Annotated in this window: 26 protein-coding genes; 17 read left to right on the top strand and 9 right to left on the bottom strand. The window is 70.2% G+C overall.

What is annotated here, in order from left to right; genetic code table 11:
* Positions 1 to 12 precede the first annotated feature (12 nt).
* A complete protein-coding gene (tgmB, locus tag ACFOYY_RS00705) occupies positions 13 to 987 on the top strand; it encodes an ATP-grasp ribosomal peptide maturase (RefSeq protein ID WP_386186802.1) in 975 nt (324 codons plus the stop codon).
* Positions 984 to 2114, top strand: coding sequence for an ATP-grasp peptide maturase system methyltransferase (gene tgmC / locus ACFOYY_RS00700; RefSeq protein WP_386186800.1), 1131 nt, complete (start codon positions 984 to 986; stop codon positions 2112 to 2114). Before tgmB ends, tgmC begins: the two co-directional genes overlap by 4 nt.
* Positions 2115 to 2293: 179 nt before the next feature.
* Here tgmC and ACFOYY_RS00695 read toward each other — a convergent pair whose 3' ends face one another.
* Positions 2294 to 3580, bottom strand: coding sequence for a helix-turn-helix domain-containing protein (locus ACFOYY_RS00695; protein WP_386186798.1), 1287 nt, complete (start codon positions 3578 to 3580; stop codon positions 2294 to 2296).
* A gap of 172 nt (positions 3581 to 3752) precedes the next feature.
* Between ACFOYY_RS00695 and ACFOYY_RS00690 the strand changes: the two genes are divergently transcribed.
* From ACFOYY_RS00690 to ACFOYY_RS00680, 3 genes are all read left to right on the top strand, one after another.
* Complete coding sequence (locus ACFOYY_RS00690) at positions 3753 to 3968, top strand: hypothetical protein (RefSeq protein ID WP_386186795.1); 216 nt, start codon at positions 3753 to 3755, stop codon at positions 3966 to 3968.
* Between the two features lie 1058 nt (positions 3969 to 5026).
* Complete coding sequence (locus tag ACFOYY_RS00685) at positions 5027 to 5272, top strand: hypothetical protein (RefSeq protein ID WP_352010598.1); 246 nt, start codon at positions 5027 to 5029, stop codon at positions 5270 to 5272.
* A 32-nt stretch (positions 5273 to 5304) separates the two neighbouring features.
* Positions 5305 to 5526 (top strand): BldC family transcriptional regulator, encoded by a 222-nt coding sequence (locus tag ACFOYY_RS00680; protein ID WP_352010599.1) that lies wholly within the window; start codon positions 5305 to 5307, stop codon positions 5524 to 5526.
* Positions 5527 to 5927: 401 nt separating this feature from the next.
* Here ACFOYY_RS00680 and ACFOYY_RS00675 read toward each other — a convergent pair whose 3' ends face one another.
* Positions 5928 to 6917, bottom strand: coding sequence for an AraC-like ligand-binding domain-containing protein (locus ACFOYY_RS00675; RefSeq protein WP_352010600.1), 990 nt, complete (start codon positions 6915 to 6917; stop codon positions 5928 to 5930).
* A gap of 247 nt (positions 6918 to 7164) precedes the next feature.
* On the opposite strand from ACFOYY_RS00675, the gene ACFOYY_RS00670 reads away from it, so the two are divergent.
* The 3 genes from ACFOYY_RS00670 (at position 7165) to soxR (ending at position 11053) form a co-directional block, all read left to right on the top strand.
* Positions 7165 to 8664, top strand: a complete 1500-nt coding sequence (locus ACFOYY_RS00670; protein ID WP_352010601.1) for an aldehyde dehydrogenase family protein — start codon at positions 7165 to 7167, stop codon at positions 8662 to 8664.
* 450 nt (positions 8665 to 9114) lie between these two features.
* Entirely contained in the window at positions 9115 to 10410 is a 1296-nt protein-coding gene (locus ACFOYY_RS00665) for an esterase-like activity of phytase family protein (protein ID WP_386186791.1), read from the top strand.
* Positions 10411 to 10561: 151 nt separating this feature from the next.
* Entirely contained in the window at positions 10562 to 11053 is a 492-nt protein-coding gene (soxR, locus tag ACFOYY_RS00660) for a redox-sensitive transcriptional activator SoxR (RefSeq protein ID WP_352010603.1), read from the top strand.
* A 65-nt stretch (positions 11054 to 11118) separates the two neighbouring features.
* On the opposite strand, the gene ACFOYY_RS00655 is transcribed toward soxR, so the two are convergent.
* On the bottom strand, positions 11119 to 12516 hold the full coding sequence (locus ACFOYY_RS00655; RefSeq protein WP_386186789.1) for an MFS transporter: 1398 nt from the start codon (positions 12514 to 12516) through the stop codon (positions 11119 to 11121).
* Between the two features lie 180 nt (positions 12517 to 12696).
* On the opposite strand from ACFOYY_RS00655, the gene ACFOYY_RS00650 reads away from it, so the two are divergent.
* Positions 12697 to 13638: a serine hydrolase domain-containing protein gene (locus ACFOYY_RS00650; protein WP_386186786.1), complete on the top strand. Its 942-nt coding sequence runs from the start codon at positions 12697 to 12699 to the stop codon at positions 13636 to 13638.
* A gap of 7 nt (positions 13639 to 13645) precedes the next feature.
* On the opposite strand, the gene ACFOYY_RS00645 is transcribed toward ACFOYY_RS00650, so the two are convergent.
* The 4 genes from ACFOYY_RS00645 to ACFOYY_RS00630 form a co-directional block, all read right to left on the bottom strand.
* A complete protein-coding gene (locus ACFOYY_RS00645) occupies positions 13646 to 14338 on the bottom strand; it encodes an HAD family hydrolase (protein ID WP_352010606.1) in 693 nt (230 codons plus the stop codon).
* A gap of 15 nt (positions 14339 to 14353) precedes the next feature.
* The gene (locus tag ACFOYY_RS00640; protein ID WP_386186782.1) at positions 14354 to 14992 is read right to left on the bottom strand and encodes a GOLPH3/VPS74 family protein; all 639 of its coding nucleotides are present in this window, start codon (positions 14990 to 14992) and stop codon (positions 14354 to 14356) included.
* Positions 14993 to 15076: 84 nt separating this feature from the next.
* Positions 15077 to 16486: an APC family permease gene (locus ACFOYY_RS00635; protein WP_386186779.1), complete on the bottom strand. Its 1410-nt coding sequence runs from the start codon at positions 16484 to 16486 to the stop codon at positions 15077 to 15079.
* Between the two features lie 321 nt (positions 16487 to 16807).
* A complete protein-coding gene (locus ACFOYY_RS00630; protein WP_386186776.1) occupies positions 16808 to 17377 on the bottom strand; it encodes a YceI family protein in 570 nt (189 codons plus the stop codon).
* A gap of 181 nt (positions 17378 to 17558) precedes the next feature.
* Here ACFOYY_RS00630 and pabB point away from each other — a divergent pair, with 181 nt between their 5' ends.
* The 6 genes from pabB (at position 17559) to ACFOYY_RS00600 (ending at position 22317) form a co-directional block, all read left to right on the top strand.
* The gene (gene pabB / locus ACFOYY_RS00625; RefSeq protein ID WP_386187651.1) at positions 17559 to 19706 is read left to right on the top strand and encodes an aminodeoxychorismate synthase component I; all 2148 of its coding nucleotides are present in this window, start codon (positions 17559 to 17561) and stop codon (positions 19704 to 19706) included.
* Positions 19707 to 19847: 141 nt separating this feature from the next.
* Positions 19848 to 20099, top strand: a complete 252-nt coding sequence (locus ACFOYY_RS00620) for a carbohydrate-binding protein (RefSeq protein WP_352010611.1) — start codon at positions 19848 to 19850, stop codon at positions 20097 to 20099.
* 136 nt (positions 20100 to 20235) lie between these two features.
* Entirely contained in the window at positions 20236 to 20499 is a 264-nt protein-coding gene (locus ACFOYY_RS00615; protein WP_352010612.1) for a hypothetical protein, read from the top strand.
* 204 nt (positions 20500 to 20703) lie between these two features.
* Positions 20704 to 21006 carry a hypothetical protein gene (locus tag ACFOYY_RS00610; protein ID WP_386186772.1) on the top strand — a complete coding sequence of 101 codons (303 nt, stop codon included), beginning with the start codon at positions 20704 to 20706 and terminating at the stop codon, positions 21004 to 21006.
* A gap of 94 nt (positions 21007 to 21100) precedes the next feature.
* A complete protein-coding gene (locus ACFOYY_RS00605) occupies positions 21101 to 21514 on the top strand; it encodes a phosphatase domain-containing protein (protein WP_362909077.1) in 414 nt (137 codons plus the stop codon).
* 11 nt (positions 21515 to 21525) lie between these two features.
* Positions 21526 to 22317, top strand: a complete 792-nt coding sequence (locus ACFOYY_RS00600; protein ID WP_386187648.1) for a nucleotidyltransferase domain-containing protein — start codon at positions 21526 to 21528, stop codon at positions 22315 to 22317.
* 52 nt (positions 22318 to 22369) lie between these two features.
* Here the strand turns inward: ACFOYY_RS00600 and ACFOYY_RS00595 are convergent, their stop codons facing one another.
* Positions 22370 to 22948: a TetR/AcrR family transcriptional regulator gene (locus ACFOYY_RS00595; RefSeq protein ID WP_352010616.1), complete on the bottom strand. Its 579-nt coding sequence runs from the start codon at positions 22946 to 22948 to the stop codon at positions 22370 to 22372.
* A 79-nt stretch (positions 22949 to 23027) separates the two neighbouring features.
* Between ACFOYY_RS00595 and ACFOYY_RS00590 the strand changes: the two genes are divergently transcribed.
* Positions 23028 to 23441: a VOC family protein gene (locus ACFOYY_RS00590; RefSeq protein ID WP_362773512.1), complete on the top strand. Its 414-nt coding sequence runs from the start codon at positions 23028 to 23030 to the stop codon at positions 23439 to 23441.
* A gap of 77 nt (positions 23442 to 23518) precedes the next feature.
* Here the strand turns inward: ACFOYY_RS00590 and ACFOYY_RS00585 are convergent, their stop codons facing one another.
* Entirely contained in the window at positions 23519 to 24355 is an 837-nt protein-coding gene (locus ACFOYY_RS00585; protein WP_362773510.1) for a helix-turn-helix domain-containing protein, read from the bottom strand.
* A gap of 102 nt (positions 24356 to 24457) precedes the next feature.
* On the opposite strand from ACFOYY_RS00585, the gene ACFOYY_RS00580 reads away from it, so the two are divergent.
* A complete protein-coding gene (locus ACFOYY_RS00580) occupies positions 24458 to 25669 on the top strand; it encodes a CynX/NimT family MFS transporter (RefSeq protein ID WP_386186768.1) in 1212 nt (403 codons plus the stop codon).
* Positions 25670 to 25674: the final 5 nt, after the last annotated feature.

The following is a 25674-nucleotide window of genomic DNA, read 5'->3' as shown; positions in this document are numbered from 1 at the left end:
CAGATGCGGCCCATGCCACAGACCGTGCTGGTCATCACATCGGCGGAGGACCTTACCGCCAACATGGTCATCGAGGCGCTGAATGAGCGCCGGGTGCAGGTGGTTCGTGTCAATCCCGCCGACATCGGCGCCGAGTTGGTGTTCAGCGCCGTCATCGGTGACGGCCGTGAGGAATGGGCCGGGCGGCTTCGCACACCAAGCCGGGACATCGCACTGGAGAAAGTGGGGGCGGTGTACTACCGCCGCCCCCATCCGTTCTCGGCTCGGTTCACCCGCCTGTCCGTTACGGCGCAGAAGTTCTCCGCCACCGAAGCCCAGTACGGCCTCGGTGGCATTCTGAACAACCTGCACGGTGTGGTCTACGTCAACCACCCGGCTGCCAATTCCCGTGCCGACTACAAACCCGCCCAGCTTCAGGCGGCGGCCAGGCTCGGCCTGTCCATTCCGCCAACCCTGATCACCAACGATGTGGAACAGGCGCGAAGGTTCGCCGCCGAACACGGTCCTGTCATCTACAAATCGTTTCGAGGTGCCCCCTCCACCTCGGAGGGGTGCTCCGCCATATGGACGCAGCGGGTCGCCGAACACACACTTGACGACTCCCTGTCGGTGACCGCCCACCTGTTCCAGAAGGAGGTGCGCAAGTCCTCCGACGCCAGGGTGACCGTGATCGGCCGACGTGTGTTCGCCAGCAGGATCACCACCCCTGACGGCGCGCTCGACTGGCGCAGCGGCGATTGGGAGCAATTGGCCCACGAGCCCATCGACGTGCCTGAGCAGGTCAGGGAAGCGCTGTACGCCTATCTCGACCACTTCGGGCTGGTGTTCGGGTGCTTCGACTTCGCGCTTGAGGCTGTCGACGGACAGGACTCCGAAGCCTGGATTTTTATCGAGTGCAACCCCAACGGGCAGTGGGCCTGGTTGCCTGATGCCGATGCGATGGCCCACGCCTTCGCGGATGTGATCCTGAAAGGATGGTGGTCGTGAGCGACACGGCCGTGAAGCTCCGGCATGCGTTGGCCGAGGCCATCGGGTCCTCCGGCTGGCGTGCGGCGCTGGAGACGACGCCGCGCGAGCTGTTCATGGGGGAGGCCGTCTACCAAGCCGACCAGGTCCGGGGCGATCTGTGGACACCGATCCGCCGTGCCGAGATCGACGAGGGCGACTGGCTGAGCCTGGTCTACACCGACGGGACGTGGGTGACCCAGGTGGACGGGATTTTGGCCGAGGAGGCGGCCGGGCCGGTGACCGGGGCACCCGGTTCGTCGTCCACGCTCCCGAGCCTGGTCGTGCGGATGCTGGAGGCCGCCGAGATCGGCGAAGGCGACACGGTGCTGGAGATCGGCACCGGGACCGGCTACTCGACCGCGCTGATGTGCCGGCGTCTCGGCGACGACGCGGTGACCTCGATCGAGTACGACCCCGCTGTGGCCGGACGTGCAAGGAAGGCCATCGTCCGGGCGGGACACGCACCTACTCTCGTCGTGGGGGACGGCCTGCACGGCCACGCCAACGGCACCGGGTACGACCGGCTGATCTGCACCTGCTCGGTCCGGACCATCCCCACCGCCTGGTTGGAGCAGACGCGTCCCGGAGGAACCATCACCACCCCCATGTGGGGCTGGCTGGACGGCGTCGCCTCCGCCCACCTCACTCTCGACGGCGAGGGTACGGCCAGCGGACGCTTCCTGAAGCAGGGCTGGTACTTCATGCGTGCCCGCACCCACCTGCCGCCGCCCCGCCCGCCCGTGGCGACCGGCGTCGGGCAGGCACGGGAGAGCAGGATCGACCCGGCGATCCTGGACGACGAGGCCGCCCTGTTCGTCGCCCAACTGGCTGTACCGGCCGCCCAACGCTCGTCAGCGGGGGAGACAACGATCCTGTTGGACGTCTCCACCGGTTCCCGCGCCGACACCAGACCCGCCCCGGGTGGCGGGTGGATCGTCCACCAGCACGGTCCGGTTCGGCTGTGGGACGCGGTGGAGGAGGCCGTACTGCTGTGGCAGGAGGCCGGATCACCGCACCAGTCCGCCTTCGGCCTCACCGCCACCCGCGAACGCCAGTACGTATGGCTCGGCGACCCCACCGGCCCAACCTGGGATCTACCCGCATGATTGACGTGCGAGCTTTCTGAGGACCCTTCCGGACTGGAGATTTCTCCGCTCAAGGGTGTTATCGGAGTTCTCCGGGTTCACGGTTCTTGACGGTCCAGGCATTTGAGCCGTCAAGAACCGTGAACCCGGAAACGCATGCCCCACCGATCGCCGACCGGTGGGGCATTTTCGTGTGTGAGTCAGGCTGGCTTACTGGCCGTCAGCACGCGGAGTTCCTTCACGGCAGGCAGGGCTTTCGCCCTCTCGGGAAGTGTGGTGAGGACAAGCCGAGCGCTCGATGTGACTTGACGGTCACGTCGTTTGGCGGGAAGGCCGTTCAAGGTGCTCAAGGCATATTGTGCGCCCTGCTCGGGATCGGTCCGCGCCTGTGTCGCTGCTCGGTGCAGTTCGAGCACGGTGGACATGAGGTGGGCGGCGTCGTACGCCTTTCCCGCGGCGTCTCGCGCTTCCTCGGCCTTCCGGTCGTCGCCCGCGAGGGTATAGACCAGGCTCCGGCTGTACCAGTCGGGCCGGATTCCCGGTGCTTGCGCGGGAAGGGCCTCCAGCACGTTCTCGGCCCGATTGAGGGCGATGATCGCCTCTTCGGTACGGCCCTGCGTCGCGAGAGCCTGAACTTCCACGCGAAGCGCGGAGAACAGCGTCAGGCTTGGCCGATCCCCGGCCAGTCGCCGGGCTTCCTGAAGCAGTGGCAGGACGTCGTCGCCGTCATGGCGCCGATGTGACGCCTCCCAACTCCGTGTCAGGGACGACTGCGCGCTGTCCCGGGAGGCGTCGGCCAGTGTGTGAGCCCGATTCCACCACCGCAACGCCTCTCGACGGTTGTCCAGGTCGTACCAGGCCCCGGCGATCAGGGCGCTGAAACGCGCGGCGGCGTGGGAGAGGTTCCGCTCGACGGCCTCCGGCTGGGTGCGGCCGAGGTGAGGTGCGAGGTCGGCGTAGTCCACGGCAAGGGCCGCGAGGACGGCGGCGGGCGAGTCGTAGTAGCTCCGTTCCCAGTGGGCTTCGGCCGCCTCCTCCCAGTCGTCGATCATTTCCTGTGAGACGCTCGCTCCGGAGATGCGCGGTCCGTAGCTCTGCCAGGCATCGGTCAGGGTGGCCAGTACGGGTGCCACCGCCCCTCCGACAGCGACGGCGGCGGCATCTCGCATCAGTCGTCTGCGCTCCATGCTGTCATCCTCATCCCGCGTTGAGGCTTTTGCCTCGACGGTACCCTTCCGGAGCCGATTGCTATCGGCCATGGCGGCGTGCAGTCCGAGAGAAATCAGTTTCCCTTCGGTGGTGAGTGCGGAGTCGAGAGCCTCGATCGCCTCGGCCGAAGGGGTGAGGGTGCCCGACTCCCAACGGCTCACCATCGAGTCGGCCCAGCCGATCAGCTCACCGAGTTGCCGCTGGGTTATCTGATGTCCTTTTCGTGACTTTCGTAATGCCCTGCCGAATTCGTGCCACTCCTGGGATTCCGCGCTCATTGGTCCTCGCCTGTGTTTGCTACATGGCTTACATGTTTCGCTTGAAAGGCGGCGGGTCTTGTCCCGCTTACGACGTGCCTCAACTATGGCATCAGCAAGGTCTTTGTAAAGCGGAACCCCGCAGGCGGGCAGTGCCGTACGGGGTCCCTTGATCGCAAAGGAGGTGCGATCCGTGCACGATGGTAAAGCCATTGTGCCCTCGCCCACCATCCCGGGCTGGCGGCTTATTCTCAGTGACCAGGGCCGTTTCTGGGCTTTTCGCCGGAAACCTTTCTCCAATGCGGCACGAAGGGCCGGGGCCGAACCGGATGTGGACGCCGACACCTTCGACGAGATTCGGGCCGTCGTCGAACACCAGGAGGAGATCGCCCGGGGAGCCGCGTCGTGATCGGACGACCCCGGCACAGCGGGCGGCACCGGGACGGGCAACCGCTCACGCAGGTGTACCGGCGGCTGTGGGACGGCCCCGCCCGTTCCGAGGCGGAAAACATGGACCGTTCTATCCAGGGATGGAGCGTGTTCTACAGCCTGGGCCGGCGCCGCTTCTACGCCATCGCGGCCTGGCCGACCCCCGAACCACTCATCGTCTCCGACCCCGACGCAGAAGGGCTCCGGCAACAGATCCACCAGGTGGAGACCACCCTCATCCGGCGGACCCTCCCACCCATCCCCGAGCAGACACGACCTCCTGAACAGGCAGGACCTCCCGGGCAGGTACGGCCTCCCGGGCAGGCAGGGCCTTCCGGGCAGGGGCGAGCCCCCGAGCGGGCGCGGCCCCCTGAGCGGGTACGGCGACGCCCGGCCTCGGATGTCCGGCGCGACGCCGTACCGCCCTTGGCCGAACGCGGCGGAACCCGACTCCCGGCCGTTCGGCGCGGAGCCGTATCGCCCCTGGGCGAGCGTGGCGATCCTCGGTCCCGAGCGCCGGACCGTCCCCGACCGCTTTCCGAGGCGTGATCTTCCGAGCCGGTACGGCGGGCGGGGAACCCATCCCACCCCCTGCCCGCCGTACCCCGTGAACGTGCGGTCCAGGAGGAGGGGCCTGGGCCGCACACCCAACGGCGGCTCCCGAGCGCATCGGGGAAGGGGAGCCCGTCGGCGCCGGTCACCACGGAGTGACCGGCCTCCTCGGGTGCCCGGCCAGGCGGACCCGCCGGCCGGGCGCCCTCCCTGCCATCCGTCGCCATCCGTCGCGGACAGGAGTCCCGTGAAGAACCCGCTGAGCGCTCTGCTCGACCTGCTCTCCATAGCCCTCCCCGGGCTCCCGGGCGCAGAGACCAAGCCTTAACCCCCCGGAGCGCCTCTGAACCCGCCCACGCCCACAGCGCCTCCGGAGAACCGGGAGAACTCCTGACATGGCGCCGGGGTCGAGCCGACTCTGTGGATCACGGCGCGGGACTCTCTCGCATGGCCGGTGATCGCTGTCCGGCTACGAAGGGACCGTCCATGACCGACCATGATCCCGAGCGTGAGCAGCGGCTCATCGAACTGCTCGGCACCATCCATCGCGGCTGGAGATACCAGGCCCGGAACGTGCCCGGTCTGCCCCGGTGGTGGGCCTGTCGCTACCAGCCGGTCACCCCGGCCCAGCACGCCGCCGGGGCACGTGACGTCCTCGCCCGCACCACCGTCCACCGCCTGGCCCAAGCCCTCGGCCGCCAGGACGAGATCACCCACATCATCCGCGCCTGAACCCGCCCCATACGGGACCCAAGGAGAACCACATGTCCCCCCTCAAGGTCGTCACGCCCGACGGCACCTTCACCACCGGCCCGGACACCACCGAACGCCTCCTGACCCCCGGTGAGGTGGCCAGGATCTTCGGCGTGGACCCCAAAACCGTCAACCGCTGGGCCCTGACCGGCCGTATCCCCTCGGTGAGAACCCCCAGCCGCCAACGCCGCTACCGAGAAAGCGACATCAGAACCCTCCTCAACGGCGGATAGTCCCTACGGCGCCGTGAGGTCGCGTACCCGGTACTTGACCTAGATCTCCTGCGCCACATCGGCCTCCCGGCTCCCGTCCCCGACGCGGGGAACCCACCGAGAGCGTGCGCGACCCGGCAGGAAACCTGCGCGGCCCACCCTGGAGAGGCAGACGCCAAGCTCACGCTCCAGAGCAACCGCCCGAACGCATCAACCCCAAGGGGGAGGGCTTTGGATACCGGCCCCGAACGTGAGGGTTTTGATCGTGTGCTTTACCGGTGCCGTGCGTGAGGAGTGTCGGCTTGGGCGCGTCGGTGTCTGGACTGAGGAGCGAAGGAGCGCAGCGGATGAGCGACGAGGGAAGACACCGACTCGAAAGCGCCCAAGCCCGCGCCGCCGCCAGGCGGAGCAAGGAGGCAGGCCTACGCCGTTTCCCAAGCAGAAACCGCCATCCCGCCCTGGGCGTCCCGGGTGAGGCGGTATTCGCGGGGGGAGACGCCGTAGGTCGCCTTGAAGAGGCGGCTGAAGTGGGCGGCGTCGACGAAGCCCCAGTGGGCGGCGACGGTGCTGACCGAGAGCGTCCACTGGTCCGGGTCGACGAGGTCGCGGCGGCAGTGCTCCAGCCTGCGTTCCCTGATGAACCGGGAGACCGTGGTCCCCTCCATCCTGAAGAGCTTGTGCAGGTAGCCGGTCGAGATGTGCACCGCGGCGGCGACCGTGTCCGGGGTGAGGTTGCCGTCGTCGAGGTGGGCCTCGATGAAGGCCCTGATGCGCAGCAGGAGCGACTGGGGGGAGCTGGGCGGCGGGGTGCCCTGTTTGCCGAGCCGTTCGGAGAACAGGGTGGCGAGCAGGTCGAGGATGTTGTCGGCCAGCTGGAGCGACTGGTTCTCCCCGATCTCGTCCATCTTGGTGACGAGGTTCATCAGCAGCGGGGAGACCAGCGCCCCGACTCCCTGGCGTCCGGAGACGCGGTTGGCCGTCACCTGGTGCATCTCGTGCGGCCGCAGCCTCAGGAAGCGCTGGGGGAACATCAGCACCAGCATCCGGCAGGTGTTGTCGAAGGCCACGGTGTACGGCCTGCTGGTGTCGTAGACGGCCAGGTCACCGGGGGTGAGGGGGGCCTCACGGCCGTCCTGCATGACCAGGCAGTAGCCCTGCAGCGGCATGCTCAGCTTGTAGTAGTCGGTCTCCGACCTGGCGATCAGACGGCGGGTCCGTTCGGCCTTGTGGGCGTCGGCCGCGACGTCGCTGACCAGCATCACGCCGAGGCTTCTGCTGCGCATCTGGCCCCGGAACGTCTCGCCGTTGGCGAGGGTCATGTCGAGGGGCACGAACGCCTCGGAGATCGCCGAGCACCAGAAGTCGGCGCGTTCGCGGGCCGGCAGGTCGGCTGTGCGCAGTAGAGACGACATGCTTCCTCCTGCATGGGGCGGTGCGTCCAACTGCAGGAATGGTGCATCGCGTGCCGTTATTTGGCAATGGTCCCGCAGTGTCCCTGTCACATGACAGTAACCGGAAACCGCTGGAGCGTGACAGGCAAGTGCTGTGCCGTCACAGACAAGGCCGCTCGGTGCGCGACGCCGTACAACTGATCCTGACCGTCCCTACAGGCGGTCGAAGGGCGACAGCGAGCACGGGGAGGCCGTGGAGAACATGGCAGTGTCGACGTTTCTGCGACCGCAGGAGAGCGGTCCCGACTCTCCCGTCCTGGAGAAGCCCGGCAGGCTGCTCATCGGTGGTGAGTGGGGCTCCGGCAACTCAGGGCGGACCTTCACGACCTACGACCCGGCGACGGCCGCCCCGCTGGGTGAACTGGCCGAGGCCGACGCCTCCGATGTGGACGCCGCCGTCGACGCGGCCAGGAAGGCGCTGCGTAACCCCGACTGGGCGCAGATGTCGCCCGCGGCACGGGCGCGGGTGCTCTGGCGGATCGCGGACCTGATCGAGGCCAACGGCGAGGAGCTGGCGTACCTGGAGACGAGGGACCAGGGACAGCCGCTCGGGGTCGCCAGGGGCGTCTCGGTCACGGGCGCGGCCGAGCACTTCCGCTACTACGCGGGCTGGACCACCAAGATCGAGGGCGCGACCTCTCCGATCTCCCTGCCGAACACCCTGCACTACACCCGCAGGGAGCCGGTCGGGGTCTGCGCGCTGATCACGCCGTGGAACTTCCCGCTGATGATCCTCACCTGGAAGCTCGCCCCCGCGCTGGCCTGCGCCAACACGGTGATCATCAAGCCGGCCGAGCAGACCTCGCTGACCGCCCTGCGCCTGGCCGAGCTGTGCGTCGAGGCCGGGGTGCCCGAGGGCGTCGTCAACCTCCTCACCGGCGGCCCCGACGTCGGCCGCGCCCTGGTGGCGCACTCCGGGGTGGACAAGGTGTCCTTCACCGGCTCGACCGAGGTCGGCCGGGAGATCATGCGCGCCTCTGCGGGCAACCTCAAGCGGGTCACCCTGGAGCTCGGCGGCAAGACCCCCACGATCGTGGCGCACGACGCCGACCTCGACAGGGCCGTCGCCGGTTGTGTCCAGGGCGCCCTGTTCAACAGCGGCCAGGTGTGCGCCGCCTACTCCAGGTTCTACGTGGACCGCAGCCGGGTCGACGAGTTCACGGAGAAGGCCGCCGCCGCTGCCGCCGCGCTGCGGCTGGGCCCCGGCCTGTCCGACACGACCGACCTGGGCCCGCTCGTCACCGAGGAGCACCTGCGCAACGTGGACGGCTTCGTGCGTTCCGGTGTCGAGCAGGGCGCCCAGCTGGTGACCGGTGGGCAGCGTGCCGACGGGGACCTGGAGAAGGGCTTCTTCTACCGGCCGACCGTCTTCGCCGGGGTGACCGACGACATGCGGATCGCCAGGGAGGAGATCTTCGGCCCGGTCATCCCCGTCATGGCCTACGACGACCTGGACGAGATCGCGGAGCGGGCCAACGACAGCGAGTTCGGTCTGGCCGCCTCGGTGTGGACCAAGGACCTGTCGACCGCGCACACGCTGGCCGCCGCCGTACGGGCGGGCACGGTGTTCGTCAACATGCTGCACGTCCCCGACCCCGCCGCGCCCTGGGGCGGCTTCAAGGCCAGCGGGACCGGCCGGGAGATGGGGCCGTACGCGCTGGAGGCCTACACCGAGGTCAAGGGAGTCTTCGTCAACCTGGACCGGTGAGGAACCCCGGGGGTTCCCGGCCGGTGACAGGCCCGGTGACCGAGGGGTAGGGGGCCGGGTACGCCGGTGTGTCCGCGCGGTGGGCTCCGCGTGGACACACCGGCTCTCCTTTTCCGGCGTCCGGCGTCCGGCGTCCGGCGTCCGGCGTCCGGCGTCCGGCGTCCGGCGCCCGGCGCCCGGCGCCCGGACGGGGCGCGTAGGGGAGGGGCCGCGTTCGGATGGGCGCCCTGCCCTGCGAGGAGGTCCCTGCCCCGCGAGGAGCCATCCGGGAGGCCGTGGCCGTACGGAAATCCCGCCCGTGGATGAGCAAGATCGCAGGTGGGAGGCGGCTCGGTGTGTCCGGTGTCACCGTACGCCTTCTCTTCGTGTTCACCCGGGCTTAGGGTTCAGGTCGCCCGGCGTCGATAGCTTCCGGATCTCGTCACAGACCAGGTCGTAAAGGAAAGCTCCATGTCACGTCCCCTCCTCGCCGCCCTCGCCACCGCGGCGGCGTTCACCGTCGCCCTCACCGGCGCGGCCGTGGCTCCCGCCGCCGCCGCTCCCAAGGAGAAGGCTCCGCGGGTCACCTCCGACGTGACGCTGCCCGCCCCCGCCCTGGCGGAGTTCGAGAGCGGTCTCGTCAAGGACGACCGCGGTGTGAAGCTGGGCGGTGTCGGCAGCGGCCTCTACCCGGCGGGCCGTCCCGGCGAGTACTGGATGGTCACCGACCGGGGCCCGAACGGCGAGCCGAAGATCAACGGTGAGAAGCGGCGCACCTTCCCGGTGCCGGAGTTCGCGCCCGCCATCGTGCGCGTCGCCGTACGGAACGGCAAGGCGAAGATCGCCGAGACGATCACGCTGAAGACGTCCGACGGCACGCCCATCACCGGTGTGTCGAACCAGGAGGGCCACGACGAGGTTCCCTACACCTGGGACGGCACGGCCGAGCTGCTTTACGACCCGAACGGCCTGGACACCGAGGACATCGTCGCCGACGGGCGCGGCGGCTTCTGGCTGGTCGAGGAGTACTCGCCCTCCCTGGTGCACGTGGCGGCCGACGGGCGGATCCTGGCCAGGTACGTGCCCAAGGGCCTCAACCTGACCGGGACGGGTTATCCGGTCCGCGAGACGCTGCCCGCGATCTTCGCCAACCGCCAGCAGAACCGCGGCTTCGAGGCGCTGGGCATCTCGCCCTCCGAGCGCGCCCTCTACGTCGCCGTGCAGAGCCCGCTGGGCAACCCCGACAAGAAGACGGGCAAGGCGTCGAGCGTCACCCGCATCCTGCGCGTCGACCTGCGTACCGGGCGGCCGACCGCCGAGTGGGCCTACAGCATGGAGAACGTCGCGACCTTCGACCCCAAGGCCGAGCAGGGCGACATGAAGATCTCCGCCCTCAACGTGCTGAGCCCCGGCCGTCTGCTGCTCCAGGAGCGCACCGACGCGGTCGCCCGCCTGTACACCGTCGACGTGCGCCGGGCGACGAACCTCCTCGGCGGCGCGCAGGACGACCCGGCGACCAAGCCCTCCCTTGAGGCCTCGCTGCCCAAGAACGTCACCGTCGCCACCAAGTCCCTGGCCGTCGACCTGGCCGCGATCCCCGGCCTGCCCGGCAAGATCGAGGGCGTCACCGTCCTCGGCCCCAAGACCATCGCGATCGCCAACGACAACGACTTCGGCCTCGGCTCCTTCGGTTCGGACGGCCGTCTGGTCGACTCCGGCGTCACCAGCCGCATCCTGACCATCAGCCTGCCCCGCCCGCTGAGGTAACCCCGCAATCCCCTCTCCCGACGACCCCCGTGGGCCGCCGCCTCCTCGGCGCCCACGGGGGTCGTTCTTTCTCCCCGGAAAACCCGGCCGTCGGCTGGAGTAATATTCGCGCGAGAACCTCAATATTTATTGATGCCTGGGAGGGGGGAGGATGGGTGACCTTCCGGCTGAACTCAGTGTCGGGGAACTCTCCACGCGCAGCGGTGTCGCGATATCCGCTCTGCATTTCTACGAACGGCAGGGGCTCATAACGAGCCGCCGCACGGAGGGCAACCAGCGGCGCTACCGGCGTGACACACTGCGGCGGGTGGCGTTGATCCGCGTCGCGCAGCGGGTGGGGATACCGCTGGCCGAGATCGGCACCGCCCTGGAGGACCTGCCGAGCGCGCGTCCTCCCACACGGCAGGACTGGGAGCGCATGTCCACGCGGTGGCGTGACCAGCTCGACGCCCGGATCCGCGAGCTCCAGAAGCTGCGTGACGACTTCACCGACTGCGTCGGCTGTGGATGCCTGTCGATCGACCGCTGCCCGATGGCCAACCCGGACGACACGCTCGGCAGGCTGGGCTCCGGCCCGCGGCGCCTGCTGGAAGGGGTGGGAGAGGCCAAACGGGCGGAGGCGAATACGGCGTGCTGCCGGTGAACGGCCGCCCTTTCCCGGCCATAATTTCATGGAGGTTTTAGGGGTAATTCGCGGCCTTCCGTAAATCACACGGAGACGCCTTTCCCCGCCGCCTGCCGTACGGCGGAGCCACCGCGCAGCAGGAACGCGCACAGCAGCACGGAAAGCAGTGTGAGGCCCGCCATCGCCCAGAGCGTCAGCCGCAGCCCCTCGGTGAAGCCGGGCCCGGCCAGCCGTCCTCCGGTGGTCGCGGCCAGTACGGCACCGCACACCGCGATGGCGATGGTCTCGCTGCCCAGCCGCGCGGTGTTGAGCATGCCCGCGGCGGTGCCCGCCCGGTCGGCGGGGGCGCTGCCGATCGCCACCCCGTCGATCAGCCCGATCGAGGCGCCGACGCCGAGCCCGATCGTCAGCAGCGGTCCCGCGAGACCGGGTGTCCCGGCCTCCGGCCCGGCCAGGGCCAGCCAGGCGGCCCCGGCGCCGACCAGGACCAGCGACAGCACGACGACGGCCGCCGGTGACACCCATCTGGTGACCGGCCCGATCAGCGAGGGCAGGACGAGCGTCGGGGCGGTGAGCATGATCAACGTGGCGCCCGCCCGCTGCGGGCTCATCTCCAGCACCTCGGTGAAGTAGGACGGCAGGTAGACCAGCAGCGGCACGAGCACGCAGACGATCGTCGCCGCCGCCGTGGAGAAGGCCAGGAAACGCGGGCCGGTGAACAGCCCGAAGTCGAACATCGGGTCCGGCCTGCGCCGTTCGATCCCGGCGAACACCGCGAGGCACACCAGGGAGGCGGCGAAGGCCGCCAGCGGCAGCGGCGAGGTCCACCCGAGGTCGGGCCCCTCGACGAAGCCGGTGATCAGCAGGAGCAGGAACAGGGTGAACGTGACGGCCCCGCCGGTGTCGACGCGGCGGGGCGCCGGGTCCCGGGACTCGGGCAGCAGGGGCACCACGCAGAGTACGGCGAGCGCCACCGCGGCGGGCAGGCCGAACACCATGCGCCAGCCGAACGCGCCGATCAGGGCTCCGGCGACGGTGGGACCGAAGGCGAGGCCGACCCCGAGCGCGGTGCCGAACAGGCCGAAGACACGGGTCCTGGCCCGCCCCTCGAAGGAGGTGGCGAGCAGCGCGCCCCCGCTCGCCCCCGCGGCGGCCGCGCCCGCTCCCGCGACGGCGCGGACCACGTCGAGCAGCACGATGTCGGTGGCGAGGGTGCTCAGCAGGCCGGTGACGGCGAAAACCGCGACCCCGGCCGCGTAGACACGGCGTCTGCCGACCAGGTCGGCCAGCGAACCGGAGACCAGCATGAAACTGGCGAAGGTGGCGTTGTAGCCGTTCACCACCCACTGGACGGGGGCGAGCCGCGCGCCCAGGTCCGCGGCGATGTCCGGCAGGGCGACGGAGGCGCCGGTCAGGGTGATCGGCAGGGAGACGGTGGACAGCAGGACGGCCACAAGGACGAGGATTTGTTTTTTTCGCATATCTCTCCTGTTCAACGGGAAATTTCGGGATTTCTTAAGCGTGGGACGTCAACAAACGTTGAGGTCAAGGGGGTTTTCCGGGGTCCGCGCTCAGGCCGCCCTCACGACGGGCCCTTCCCTGACGGCCACCGGCCGCTGGACCCTGACACCGTGTCAGGCCGTACAAGGGGAGGCATGCCGATGGACATGGAAGCCGCGCTGGCCGAGATCGTACGTGAGGGCAGGGCGCCGGATCTGCACGGCGTCGTCGTGACACGCGGGCGGGACCTGATCTTCGAATACTACGGGGAGGGGCCGGACGTCGCCTGGAACGCCCCCCTCGGCACCGTCACGTTCGGGCCGGACACGCTCCACGACCTCAGGTCGGTCACCAAGAGCGTCGTCGGCCTGCTGTACGGCATGGCCCTGGAGGGAGGCCATGTCCCCGACCCCGCCGAACCGCTGTACGCGTGTTTCCCAGAATATCCTGATCTAGCGGGCCGTACCGGACTGACGGTGGGACACGCGCTGACGATGACGCTGGGCCTGGAGTGGGACGAGAGCGTCCCCTACACCAGCCCGGCCAACAGCGAGATCGCGATGGAGACGGCGCCCGACCGTTACCGGTACGTCCTGGAACGTCCGTCCGTCGAGGAGCCGGGCACGACCTGGCGGTACTGCGGCGGCGCCTCCACCCTCCTCGGCGGCCTCATCGCCAGGGGAACCGGCGTGCCGCTTGAGGAGTTCGCGCGTACGGCGCTGTTCGAACCGCTCGGCATCACGGCCTTCGAGTGGGCCAGGGGCGGCGACGGCGTCGCGGCGGCGGCCTCCGGGCTCAGGCTGACCCCCAGGGACCTGGCCGGGATCGGTCGGTACGTCCTGGAGTCGGACTCCCCGTGGATCTCCCGCATGCTCACGCCGTACGTGGCGATCGGGGAGGGGCTCGACTACGGCTACCAGTGGTTTCTCGGGCCAGGCTGGGTCGCGGGGGTCGGCAACGGGGGGCAGCGGCTGTACGTACGGCCCGACCTCGGGCTCGTCGTCGTGGTGACCTCGGGCCGGTACAACCTGCCCGACGCCCAGGAGACCCCGGTCTTCGTCATCGAGGAGGTGGTGCTGCCCGCCCTGCTTCCCGGCGGATGAACCGTGCTCAGGCCGCGCCGAGGACGTCGAGCACCGCCGACAGGCGGGACAGGCGGGGACCGGCCCAGTCGTGCTCCCTCGGCTGGGCGTCCGCGCTCTCCCAGTCGTCGGCGTAGAGCATGAACGCCGTCATGCCGCAGGCCGTGGCCCCGGTGAGCTCACGGCCGCCGCCGTCGCCCACGTATAGGCACTCCCCGGGCGTCACCCCGAGCCGCCGCGCGGCCAGCAGGAACAGCTCGGGATCGGGCTTGCGCCTGCCGATCTCACACGACAGGACCGCCGCGTCCACCAGGGAGGCGAGCGGCAGCTCCGGCCACGCCCGCACCAGCTCGGCCGTGCAGTCGCTCAGGACGCCGACGGCCAGCCCACGCTCCCGGATCGCGCCCAGCGTGCCGAGCGCGTCGTCGCGCAGGGTGAACAGCTCCCGCTGGGCCTCGGCGCGGGCGGAGCACGCGGCGGTGAGGGCGGTCTCGCCCGGATCGACGCCGCAGCGGCGGGCGAGGGTCAGGATGGTGCTCCTGAGGTCACCGAGGGAGCCGGTGGCCCGTTCCTCGAAGGAGGAGTCGAGGGCGGCCCGCCAGACCGGGACGGGGATGCCCAGTGGGGCGGCGCTGCGGGCCGCGTGGTCGTCCCAGACATGCGCCGGGGTGGACGGCGTGAGCGTCCCGAAGAAGTCGAAGATCACTGCGGTGAACGGCACCGGGTCTCCTGGGGGTCAGCGGTAGATGGCGACGGCGGCATCGCGGATGAGGGTCTCGACGATGCCGATGACCTCCCTGATCATGGGGGAGTGCTCGGCGGCGATGGCGCGCAGGCGGACGACGAGCTGGTTCGACGGCTGGCCGAGATAGAGCGCCGCGTCCACCTCCAGCACGCCGACCAGGCCGCACAGCGCGGCGCAACGCGCGTCGGGCGGCTCCCTGCCCTCCGCCGCGGCGCGCACCCCGGAGCAGGCCCGCACCACCCACGCCATGTCGGTGATCTCGTGGCGGGTCTGCGAGAGCAGGCCCATGCGGCGCCTGGTCACCTGGGCGAGGGCGCCCGCGGTGACCAGGCTCGCCTGGGTGTGCCGGCAGACCTCCCCGGCGGCCTGCCTGATCCAGGACCTGACGTCCCCGCCCGAGCGGTCCCGCCGTACCAGGGACAGCAGGCCGTCCACGACCGCGTCACCGAGAGGGGTGTCGTCGGCCAGGGCGCCCCTGCCGCCGGAGACGGTGACACGTTCGCCGACGACCAGTTCGAGCAGCGCGGCCCCGGCCAGCCCGATGGCCATCGACGAGGGATGGACCAGGGGTCTGCCCGACTGGTCGTGGGCGATGAGGTACAGCTCCTGGGGGAGCGGCAGCCCGTTCATGCGTGGTCGTCCTTCGCTACGGTCGTCTTTCGCCTTCGCCGAGGTCGTCCTTAGCAGCGGCCGGTCCGGGACAGGGCGGGGCCCCTACCGGCCGTGTACGGCCTTGCTCTCCCCTGCCTCGTGGGAACCCGGCAGGTCGGGCAGGGACGGCCTGCGGCCCATGGCGTACAGGGCGGCCAGGACCAGGGCGCCCAGGGCGAGCCAGAGCAGGCCGACCGTCTGGGCCATGACGTTGGCGTTGATCACGACGAAGATCAGGATCGCCATCCCGACCAGCGGCACGACGAGATGCGACCAGAAGGCGGCCGAGCGCATGCGGACCACGTAGTGCACGATGACCGAGACGTGCAGCACGACGAAGGCGACCAGCGCGCCCATGTTGATCAGGCTGCCGAGCAGGCTGACGCCGTCCTCCCTGGCGGACATGAACAGCCCGAGCGCGACGGAGAGCCCGGCGACGAGCAGGATGGCGTTGGTCGGCACCGAGTGCCGCACCGAGACCTTGGCCAGGAAGGACGGCAGCTGCCTGTCCCGCGCCATCGCGTAGAGCAGGCGGGAGACGGCGACCTGGGCGACCAGGGTGTTGGCCAGCCCCCAGGAGATCGCGGTCGCGGTCGCGGCGATGTGGGAGAGCGTCTCGCCGCCCGCGACGGCCGCGGCGTCGTAGAAGGCGGTGTCCGAGGCCTGCTTCAGCAGCCCCTCGGGGTCGGGCACCAGCAGGGCGGCGACCCAGACCTGGGCGACGAACAGCACGCCCGCCAGGATCAGGGCCAGCCGCATGGCCCTGCCGACCTGGGCGGATCCGCCGGTCGACTCCTCGACCAGCATGCTGATCCCGTCGAAGCCGAGGAAGGACAGGACGGCGATGGACACCGCGCCGAACACGACCGGCCAGGAGAAGGTCTCCGGGTTGAACAGCGGGGAGAGGCTGAAGTCCCTGCCCCTGCCCTCAAGCAGGGCCCAGAAGCCGATCACCAGGAACAGCGCCAGCACGGCCAGCTCGGCGATGATCATCACCTTGGTGAGGTTCATCGTCATCCGGATGCCCCGCAGGTTGATCACGGTGTTGACGGCCACGAAGAAGAGCAGCCACAGCCACACCGGGATCTGCGGCACGGTCGAGTGCATCGCGATCGAGGCGACGAGGTACAGCAGGCACGGGGCGAGTACGTAGTCGAGCAGGATCGCCCATCCGGTCATGAAGCCGACCGGCGCGGAGATGCCACGGCCCGCGTAGTTGTAGACCGAACCGGACAGCGGGAACGCCTTGACCATCTGCGCGTAGGAGGCCGCGGTGAACAGCAGCGCGATCATTCCCACCAGGTAGGTCAGGACCGGCATGCCGCCCGAGGTGAAGTAGACCGAACCGAAGATCGCGAACGGGGCTATGGGAACCATGAAGATCAGGCCGTAGAACACCAGGTCGACCAGGCCGATCCCACGGCGCAGCTCCTGCCGGTATCCGAACCGCTCGATGCTCTCCTGCGGCTGCACGACAGCCTCCTGTGGCGTCATCTGTCAATGTGCGGGCGCGTCCGCCCGCCCGGGGGGTGATGACGGACGGTGGCGGAGCGTGTCCGGTGATCCTTCCGCAGTGCACGGAATGCCGCAAGCGCGTACCATATATCGTCATATTTTCCCCTAAAACAGGGGTTATCTGGCGGCCTGGGAAGTCTGATGGCGCGCCGGGTCAAGCGCCCTGCGGGAGAGGCGGCTCACGGGGTGAGGAGCCGGACGGGCGCGGTGTGAGGCGCTCCGTGAGAGGTTCGGGGCGAGCGGGCGGGGTGTCAAGAGCCCTGTGAGGGGCGGGATCCGTCAGGCGTCCCGCGAAGGGACGTCCGGCGCGAGAACCAGGTCGAACCAGACGCCGACCTCGTCGCTCAGGCGCAGCGCGCCGAACAGGGCGGAGTAGGGCTTGATGCCCCACCGGCTCTGTGTGAGCGTGACGGAGCCGCGCACGCGCCCGTCCGCCAGCAGGGCGTCGATCGTGACGGGCCGGGTGACCCCGGCGAGGGTGAGGTCGCCCTCGACGCGGAACGCCTCCGGGGCGCCCGCTACCAGGGAGGACCGGAACGCGATCACCGGATGCCGGGCCGTGCCCAGGACCTTCTCCCCGATGTTGCGCAGGATGTCCCGCCGGTCGGCGTCGCTCAGGGGCCTGACCCCGCCGACCCCCTTGCGCACCTGGAACGAGGTCGCGTCCACCTCGACGGACACCGAGGAACGGGCCGGGTCCTCGGCGTCCACGACCGCCTCGCCGTGCCAGCGGGCCGCCTCAAGCGTCAGGTCGTGCCCGGCCTTGGCGCCCAGCCCGGTGCGGGTCGTGCGCACCAGCAGCGGACCGTTGCCCGGGCCCAGCGGGTAGGTGCCGGTGACGATGTCCACCCCCTCAGGCTAACTCCGGTCGCGGTCTCCGCCGTCCGGGGGAACCTCCGGGGTGACCGTAGACTTGGCGGCGCCGTGCGGGGGCGAAAGGGACAAACGGCCGCGCCGAATCGTCTCACGGGCCGACGAGCTCCAGGCGGCGTTCCGTTCCCGGCGGCAGGCCGTTGACCCTGGAGGCGTCGTGCGGGTGCTGCTCATCGACAACTACGACTCGTACACCTTCAATCTGGCGCAGCTCATGGCCCAGGTCTACGGGCGGACGCCGGTCGTGGTCCGCAACGACTCGGCCGCGCTGCGGGAGGCCGACCAGGCGGGCTACGACGCGATCGTGGTCTCGCCCGGCCCGGGAAGACCGCAGGAGCCACGCGATCTCGGACTGGCCGCCGACCTGCTGCGCACGACCCGGCTGCCCGTGCTCGGCGTCTGCCTCGGCCACCAGGCCCTCGGCTGGCTGGCCGGTGGCGAGGTCGTGCCCGCCCCGGAGCCGCGTCACGGCTACGTCGACCGGGTCAGGCACCTGGGGACGGACCTGTTCACCGGGATCCCGCAGGACTTCGCCGCGGTGCGCTACCACTCGCTGTGCGTCGAACCCGGCGGGGCGCCCGACCTCGTCACGACCGCCTGGACCGGGGACGGGGTGACGATGGCGCTGCGGCACCGTACGCGCCCCTGGTGGGGGGTGCAGTTCCACCCCGAGTCCGTCGGCACCCGGTACGGCGCCCGCCTGGTGGAGAACTTCGCCGTCCTCGCCCGCGAGCGGATCACCCTCACCCGGGGCGGCGCCGTACCCTCACGGGAGCACGAGCCTGAGGCCGTGCCCTCACGGGACCGAGATCCCCTGGTGGAGCACGGCCCGGTGGCACCGGGGGAGCGCGGGCCGGGCGGTGGATGGCGCCTCAGGGTGCGCACCGCCGCCTTCGAGGCCGACGCCGAGCGGACCTTCCGCCGCTGGTTCGCCGAGAGCCCCTCGGCCTTCTGGCTCGACAGCAGCCGGGTCGAACCCGGTCTGTCCAGGTTCTCCTTCGTCGGCGACGGAGGCGGCCGCCACGGCGAGACGCTGCGCTACCGGGTCGGCGACGGGAAGGTCACCTCGACGGCCGCCGACGGCACGACGTCCTCCCTGCCCGGCTCCGTCTACGACGTTCTCGCCAGGCGGCTGGCCGAACGCGCGCTCGGCGACGACCCCGGCCTGCCCTTCGACCTCGACGGCGGATACGTCGGCTACCTGGGCTACGAGATGAAGGCCGAGTCGTTCGGCTCGTCCGGAGCCGCCGCCCACCGCTCCGATCTGCCGGACGCCGTGTGGATCTCGGCCACCCGTTTCGTCGCGATCGACCACCTGGCGGGCCGCACCTACGTGGTCGCCCTGGCCGGGCCCGGCCCCGAGGACGCGCTGGAGGCCGACCGCTGGGCCGACCTGGTCGCCGCGGACCTGCCCGCCGGGGGAACCCCCGGGGAACCCGCCGCCCGACCCGCCGCCCAGGAGGAGTTCGACGTCGAACCATGGCTGGCCCGCTCCCGCGACGGCTACCTGGCCGACATCGCCGAATGCCACCGCCTGCTGCGGGCGGGGGAGAGCTACGAGATCTGCCTGACCACCACGGCGCGGCTGCCGTACACCGGGGACCCGCTGGACTTCTACACGCGCCAGCGCCTGCTCAACGCCGCGCCGTACGCGGCCTTCCTGCGGTGGGACCGGCACCGGGTCGCGTGCTCCTCACCGGAACGCTTCCTGCGGGTCACCCGTGACCGCACCGTGGAGTCGAAACCGATCAAGGGTACGGCCCCGCGCAACCCCGACCCCGTCCTCGACCGTCTCGTCCGCGACGGCCTGGCGGGGGACCCCAAGACCCGCGCGGAGAACCTGATGATCGTGGACCTGCTCCGCAACGACCTGGGGCGGATCTGCGAGGTCGGCACGGTCGAGGTGCCTAACTTCATGGCGGTCGAGTCGTACACGACCGTGCACCAGCTGGTCTCCACCGTACGGGGCAGGCTGCGCGCGGACGTGGACGCGCTGACCGCCACCCGGCACTGCTTCCCCGGCGGCTCGATGACGGGCGCGCCGAAGATCAGGACCATGGAGATCATCGACAGGCTCGAAGGCGCCCCGAGGGGGATCTACTCCGGGACGCTCGGCTACTTCGCGCTCAGCGGCGCGAGCGACCTCAACATCGTGATCCGCACCGCGGTGATCGGCGACGGCCACCTCACCGTGGGCGCGGGAGGGGCCGTCGTGCTGGACTCGGACCCGGCCGCCGAGTACGAGGAGATGCTGCTGAAGGCCCGTGCCCCCCTGCGCCCGCTCCAGGCCGTACGGCCACACTGACGACCGGGCCTCCCGGAGAACGGGGAGGGCGGATCAGGGCACGGTCCGGCCGGAGGTATAGCGGCGGGGCATGGAAAAACGTTGGCTATCGGTTCCCGCCGAGTACGGACATTGTGGGAGGAACCCCCTGAAGGGGGCACCATGAAGCGCAGTGTCATCGCCGCCCTTCTCACCGCCGCCGCGCTGGGCGCCATCCCGTACGGCGCGCAGCCCGCGACGGCCGAGGTCGCCCACCACGCGGTGGGGATCCAGGCCTGGCAGGTCGGACGTTCCTGCAACGTGGGCGACCTGTACTACTACGAAGGCCACATCTACCGCTGCCTGGCGAGTCACACGTGCAACCTGAGCTGGGCGCCGCCCAACACCCCGGGCCTGTGGCAGCTCGTGCAGTGACGGCCCGCGTCCGGCCGCCCCCGGTTCCCCCGCCGGCCGGACGCGGTTCGGTGGTCTTCTCGTCCCGAGGCACGGAGTTCGTGCCGGTCGTGCGCGGTGGCATGCTGGAGGGCCGGCGACCACGAGGAGCACAGCGATGACCCTTCCCCCCAGCACACGGCGCACCCCCCTCGACCAGGAGGAGAGAGTCCGGGCGGAGGCGGGCTTCGTCCCCCTCGTCGTCCACCACCTCACCACCGACGGGAGCTTCCGGGTGTCCGCCGACACCCCGGAGATGGTCGAACTGTTCCAGTCGGTGGCCCGCAGGGCGGGAGAGCTGCTCCAGCGCCCCGTGACCAGTTACGCCAACGGCAGATACATCGTCATCGCCTTCGCCCAGGAATCCCTCCCACGGGCCTGACCGTCGGCACGGAGTTTCAGACGCCTTTCCCCTGAACGAGGACGGCTTCCTTTCCCGCGCCCGTGAACCCAACCGGTCGGCGTCCCGCACGCGGCCCTGCGCGCCGCCTCCCCGTGGGGGTGGAACGAGCGGGCACGCCGGTGGTGGTCCCGGTCCGGGAGAGGGTCAAATGGACCTCTCCGGACCGGAAGCGAGGAAACAGCAGTGACCACTCTGCGGATCACGGTCACCGACGTGACCGATGACCAGTACGGCGCCGTCGTCCAGGCGCTTCGCGACGCCGGTCTGCCACCGAGCCAGTGGAGTGTCAGGACCCAGGCCGAGGTGACGCCTTCCGGCCCCGCCATGTGGCTGGCGCTCGCCCTGTTCGCCATGGCGGTGGCGATGCTGCTCGCCTGGATCTGGGCGGGGGAGTGGCGCTGGGGCGCCACGGCCGTCTTTCCCCTCCTGGCCGGAGTCGTCAGCCTCGGGGTGTCGCTCTCAAGGGGAAATCCGAAGAGGAAATAGCGATCTCACTGTTAGCCTCTTTCCTCCGTTCCCTCCACAGAGGAAGAAGAGTGAGCGAAATGCCGGTCTTCGGGGTTGAAAGGTGCGATGTCCGGTGAGTCCCGTGTGGATCGTGGACATCGACGGCACTCTCGCTCTGCGCGGAGACCGGCGTCCGTACGACTGGCACCGGGTGGGGGAGGACACTCCCAACCCTCCCGTCGTCGCCGTCGTCCAGGCCCTTCTCCTCGCCGGACACCCCGTCGCGTTCGTCTCGGGACGCAAGGAGCAGTGCCGCCGCCAGACCGAGATGTGGCTCGCCACCCACGTCACCAGCCTCGGCGACACCGAGGTGTGGATGCGTGGTGACCACGACGACCGGCCCGACACGGTCGTGAAGCGCGAGATCTACACCAGGCGCTTCGCCCACCGTCCCGTCGCCGGGGTCATCGACGACCGGGCCTCCGTCACCGCCATGTGGCGCTCGCTGGGCCTGACCGTGCTCCAGGTCGCCGAGGGGAACTACTGATGGTCGGGTGGATGAAGCACGGCGGCCCCGAGTTTCAGGAGATCGCCGACAAGCACACGATCTTCCGCTTCCAGGTCGGGTCCGGGCTGCACGGCACGGCCATCGCGGGCACCGACGACCGCGACGAGATGGGCATCTGCGTCGAGCCCGCCGCCTACGTCGTGGGGCTGCGCAGGTTCGACCAGTACGTCTATCGCACCCAGCCCGAAGGCGTCCGCTCCGGCCACGGTGATCTCGATCTGACCGTCTACAGTCTCCGCAAGTGGATGCGGCTGGCTCTGGACGGCAACCCCACGGTCCTGCTGGGGCTCTTCGTGCCCGAGTCCGAGATCGTCTCCATCACCGACCTCGGCCGTGACCTTCTCGCGGAGGGGCCCGATTTCATCCTGTCCCGCCAGGCGGGCCACCGCTTCCTCGGCTATCTCCGGTCCCAGCGGGACCGCATGGTGGGGCACCCCAACGGGAAACGCACCAACCGGCCCGAGCTGATCGCCCTGCACGGGTACGACACGAAGTTCGCGGGGCACATGGTCCGCCTCGGCGCGCAGGGGGTCGAACTCATGGAAAACGGCACGATCACCCTCCCCATGCCCGAACCGTGGCGGTCCTTGATCATCGGCATCAGGAAAGGCGAGTACACCAGGGAGGAGACCCTCGCCGTCGCCGCCGACCTCGAAGCGCGCCTCGAAAAGCTGCTGTCCACCTCGCCGCTGCCCGAGACCCCCGACGGGGACCGCGCCGACCGGTGGCTGATCGACGCCTACACCCGCACCTGGTCCGCCGAAGGAGACCAGCGGCCCTGAGAGCCTGATCCTTTCTTTGGGGGCTGGGGTCACGGTCGTCCTCAGATGAGGGTCAGGAGCGCAGGGACTCCAGCATGCGGGTGAGGGCGGCTTCGGTCTCGGCGAGGTCGCCGGGGTCGGCCGAGTCGGCGAGCCACAGGGCGGCCTCGTTCATGGCGCCGGAGAGCAGGTGGGTCAGGGGGGCGACCGGTCGCTCGGGGATGACACCGGTCTCCATCAGCAGGGTCAGCGCGTCGGCGAGATGACGCGCCGAGGCGGCCTCGTCGAGGGCGCGCCACTCTCTCCAGCCGAGTACGGCGGGGCCGTCGATCAGCATGATCCGCCGGACGTCCGGGCCGGTGCTCGCGGTGAGGAAGGCGTGGCATCCGGCGACGAGCCGGTCCCAGGGGTCCGGCTCGGCGTCGGCGGTCGCGGCCACGTGCCGGCCGACCTCCTCCTGCACCTGGGCGAGGACGGCGCGAAACAGCGCCGTCTTGCCGTCGAAGTGGTGGTAGAGGGCACCCTTGGTGACGCCGGCGGCGTCGACGATCTGGGTCAGGCCCACGGCTCCGTACCCCTCGGCCGCGAACAGCCGCCTGCTCTCCCGCAGCAGTGCGCGCCTGGTCTGCTCGCGTTGCTCTGCTCTGCCCATGTCCCTCCTCGCGCTTTTGACATACCGATGGTACGCCAACTAGCTTTCGCATACCAACGGTATGTGAAAGGGGTTCGCCATGGTCCTGACCAGCTTCTATCCGGTCGTCTGCACCGAGCACCTGGCCGAGAGCCGGGACTTCTACGTCGAGTTGTTCGGTTTCGAACCGACCTTCGAGGCGGACTGGTACGTGAGCCTGCGGCGTCCCGGCGCGCAGCCGTACGAGCTGGCTCTGCTCGACCACCGGCACCCGTCGCTGCCCGAGGCCTACCGGGCGCCGGTGCGGGGACTGCTGCTCAACTTCGAGGTGGAGGACGTCGACGCGGAGTGGGAGCGGCTGGTCGTACGGCACGGCCTGCGGCCCGAACTGGAGCTGCGCAGCGAGGACTTCGGGCAGCGGCACTTCATCGTCGCCGACCCCAACGGGGTGCTGATCGACGTGATCACACCGATCGAGCCCTCCGCCGAGTACGCCGAGCAGTTCAGGGAGTGATCTGTGTCCGCGGCCGGCGCCACTGCCCGGCTTGAGAGGCCTGCCCGGCCCGATCGAAGCCCGTCTCCTGAGATCCCTCAGGAGATGGACCGGAGACGGCCGTGGGAGCGGCGCCGGAGATGGTCGACGGCCTCGGCCGTCCGGTCGTCGGCGGGGAGGAAGACGACGAGCTGCTGCGCCTCGGCGGGCAGTTCGAACGTCTCGCGAAGCAGGCGAAGCCGGTGTCCTTCCGGGTGGTCGAGCCGGAGAACACCACGTCGCGGCACCGCGTGACGTCTCAGGCGGCGGGTGAGGTCAGGCCCGGCGACGGGGGTGAGCTCGGCGGTGAGCCACTCCAGGTTCTCAAGGGACGGCGCCTGCCACAGGTCGAAGGCCTGCTCGTCCGCGACGTCGTCCCAGTCGACGAAGAACGTCCGGGCGCGGGGGTCGGTGAACAGGTAGCGGTTGAGGTTCGGACGGGCGGCGTCGAGCAGGCCGGTTCCCTCGGTGATCGACCGGTAGCCGCTGGTGTGGGCGAGGACGTCACCCAGCCGGTTGGTCACGATGGCGACACCGGGTTCGAGGAGACTCAGTGTCCGCAGGACGGACGGCCGCACGTGCCGGGACGGCGGCACGGGCCGGATGTGGACCGAGCACCCCTCGCCGGTGATCTTCGCGAGGTAGCGCAGGTGGTTGCGTTCGGAGGGGCTGAGACGGAGCGCGTCGGCGAGGGCGTTGACGACCGCCGGAGACGGGTTGCGGTCGCGGCCCTGCTCGATACGGGTCAGATACTCGACGCTGACACCGGCCTGCGCGGCGAGGTCCTGCCGCCGCAGACCGGGTGACCGGCGGCGGTCACGGTCCGGCAGCCCGCAGGACTCCGGCTGGATGCTGTCACGTCTGGCCCGGATGAAATCCCCCAGTGGCGTTCCCACTCCGAAAAGGTATCCGGTCGTGCGCCCAGGAGGGTGGCCCTCCTGGGGCCAGCCTGGGTTCGGTCTGGCCGCCGGACACCGTGTGGCGTGATCGTGGTGCGCATGGAGAATGTGTCGACACGACGTTCCGGTCAGGCGTTGCTGGTGTGGGGGCTGCTCGTGGTGGCGGCGAACCTGCGGGCGAGTCTGACCGGTGTCGGGCCGTTGCTGGATCAGGTGCAGGCCGATCTGGGGTTGGTCCCGGCCGTGGCGGGCCTGCTGAACACACTGCCGCTGCTGACGTTCGCGGCGCTGTCCCCGCTGGTGCCCCGGCTGGCCGCGCGGTGGGGGGCCGAGCGGCTCCTCGGGGGCGCGCTCATGGTGCTGACGCTGGGGATCGCACTGCGGTGGGTGCCGGTGGCGGCCGGCCTGTTCACGGGAACCGTACTGATCGGGGCGGGCATCGCCGTGGGCAACGTGCTGCTGCCGAGTCTCATAAAGCGCGACTTCCCGACCAGGGTGGGGATGCTGACCAGCGCCTACGCCACGGTGATGGGCGGCGTCGCCGCGGTCGCGTCCGGGGTGGCGGTGCCGATCAGCGAGGTCGCTCCCGGCGGCTGGTACACCGCGCTGGGCTGCTGGGTCCTGTTCGCGCTGGTGGCCGTCCTGCTGTGGCTTCCGCAGATGCGGGCTCCACGGCGTGCCGTACAGGCCGTTCGAGGGCACCGGTTGCCGTGGGGCTCCGGGCTGGCGTGGGCGGTCACGGCGTTCATGGGGCTGCAGTCGCTGGGTTTCTACGTCGTCGTGACGTGGCTGCCCCGGTTCCTTCAGGACAACGGCACGAGCGCGGCCACCGCGGGATGGCTGCTGTTCCTGTTCCAGGCGGTCGCGGTGCTGACCAGCCTGGCGGTACCCGGTGTGATGCGCCGGGCGGGTGACCAACGCGTGCTGGCGGCGATCTGCTCGGCGGTCATGTTCCTCGGCTACCTCGGGCTTCTCGTGGCGCCGGGGGCGGCGCCGCTGTGGAGCGTCGTCCTGGGGCTGGGCGGCGGAGCCTGCCTCGTGCTCGCGCTGGCCTTCATCGGCCTGCGCGCCCAGGACGCGAACGTGGCGGGGGCGTTGTCGGCGATGGCGCAGTCGATCGGTTACCTGCTGGCCGCGGCGGGGCCGGTGGTCTTCGGGCTGCTGCACACGGTGAGCGCCGGGTGGCGGGTGCCGATCGTGGTGATGTGCGCCGCCGCGGCAGGCCAGACGATCGTCGCGCTGGCGGCGGGCGGGGGTACGGTGCGCCCGGCCACGGGCGAGGTTCCCGACCGCGTTCCGGCGCCCCGGTAGCGCCG

It is taken from the genome of Streptosporangium jomthongense, from assembly GCF_042650425.1.
Lineage (GTDB): Bacteria > Actinomycetota > Actinomycetes > Streptosporangiales > Streptosporangiaceae > Streptosporangium.
Note: the sequence above shows the minus strand (reverse complement) of the source record. Positions and strands in the feature narration are given on the sequence as shown.

Coding starts and splice junctions, on each gene's coding strand:
- tgmB (WP_386186802.1), top strand. CDS start 13: ATGCCACAGACCGTGCTGGTCATCACATCGGCGGAGGACCTTACCGCC.
- ACFOYY_RS00695 (WP_386186798.1), bottom strand. CDS start 3,580: ATGAGCGCGGAATCCCAGGAGTGGCACGAATTCGGCAGGGCATTACGA.
- ACFOYY_RS00685 (WP_352010598.1), top strand. CDS start 5,027: ATGACCGACCATGATCCCGAGCGTGAGCAGCGGCTCATCGAACTGCTC.
- ACFOYY_RS00680 (WP_352010599.1), top strand. CDS start 5,305: ATGTCCCCCCTCAAGGTCGTCACGCCCGACGGCACCTTCACCACCGGC.
- ACFOYY_RS00675 (WP_352010600.1), bottom strand. CDS start 6,917: ATGTCGTCTCTACTGCGCACAGCCGACCTGCCGGCCCGCGAACGCGCC.
- ACFOYY_RS00665 (WP_386186791.1), top strand. CDS start 9,115: ATGTCACGTCCCCTCCTCGCCGCCCTCGCCACCGCGGCGGCGTTCACC.
- soxR (WP_352010603.1), top strand. CDS start 10,562: ATGGGTGACCTTCCGGCTGAACTCAGTGTCGGGGAACTCTCCACGCGC.
- ACFOYY_RS00655 (WP_386186789.1), bottom strand. CDS start 12,516: ATGCGAAAAAAACAAATCCTCGTCCTTGTGGCCGTCCTGCTGTCCACC.
- ACFOYY_RS00650 (WP_386186786.1), top strand. CDS start 12,697: ATGGACATGGAAGCCGCGCTGGCCGAGATCGTACGTGAGGGCAGGGCG.
- ACFOYY_RS00640 (WP_386186782.1), bottom strand. CDS start 14,992: ATGAACGGGCTGCCGCTCCCCCAGGAGCTGTACCTCATCGCCCACGAC.
- ACFOYY_RS00620 (WP_352010611.1), top strand. CDS start 19,848: ATGAAGCGCAGTGTCATCGCCGCCCTTCTCACCGCCGCCGCGCTGGGC.
- ACFOYY_RS00615 (WP_352010612.1), top strand. CDS start 20,236: ATGACCCTTCCCCCCAGCACACGGCGCACCCCCCTCGACCAGGAGGAG.
- ACFOYY_RS00600 (WP_386187648.1), top strand. CDS start 21,526: ATGAAGCACGGCGGCCCCGAGTTTCAGGAGATCGCCGACAAGCACACG.
- ACFOYY_RS00595 (WP_352010616.1), bottom strand. CDS start 22,948: ATGGGCAGAGCAGAGCAACGCGAGCAGACCAGGCGCGCACTGCTGCGG.
- ACFOYY_RS00590 (WP_362773512.1), top strand. CDS start 23,028: ATGGTCCTGACCAGCTTCTATCCGGTCGTCTGCACCGAGCACCTGGCC.
- ACFOYY_RS00580 (WP_386186768.1), top strand. CDS start 24,458: ATGGAGAATGTGTCGACACGACGTTCCGGTCAGGCGTTGCTGGTGTGG.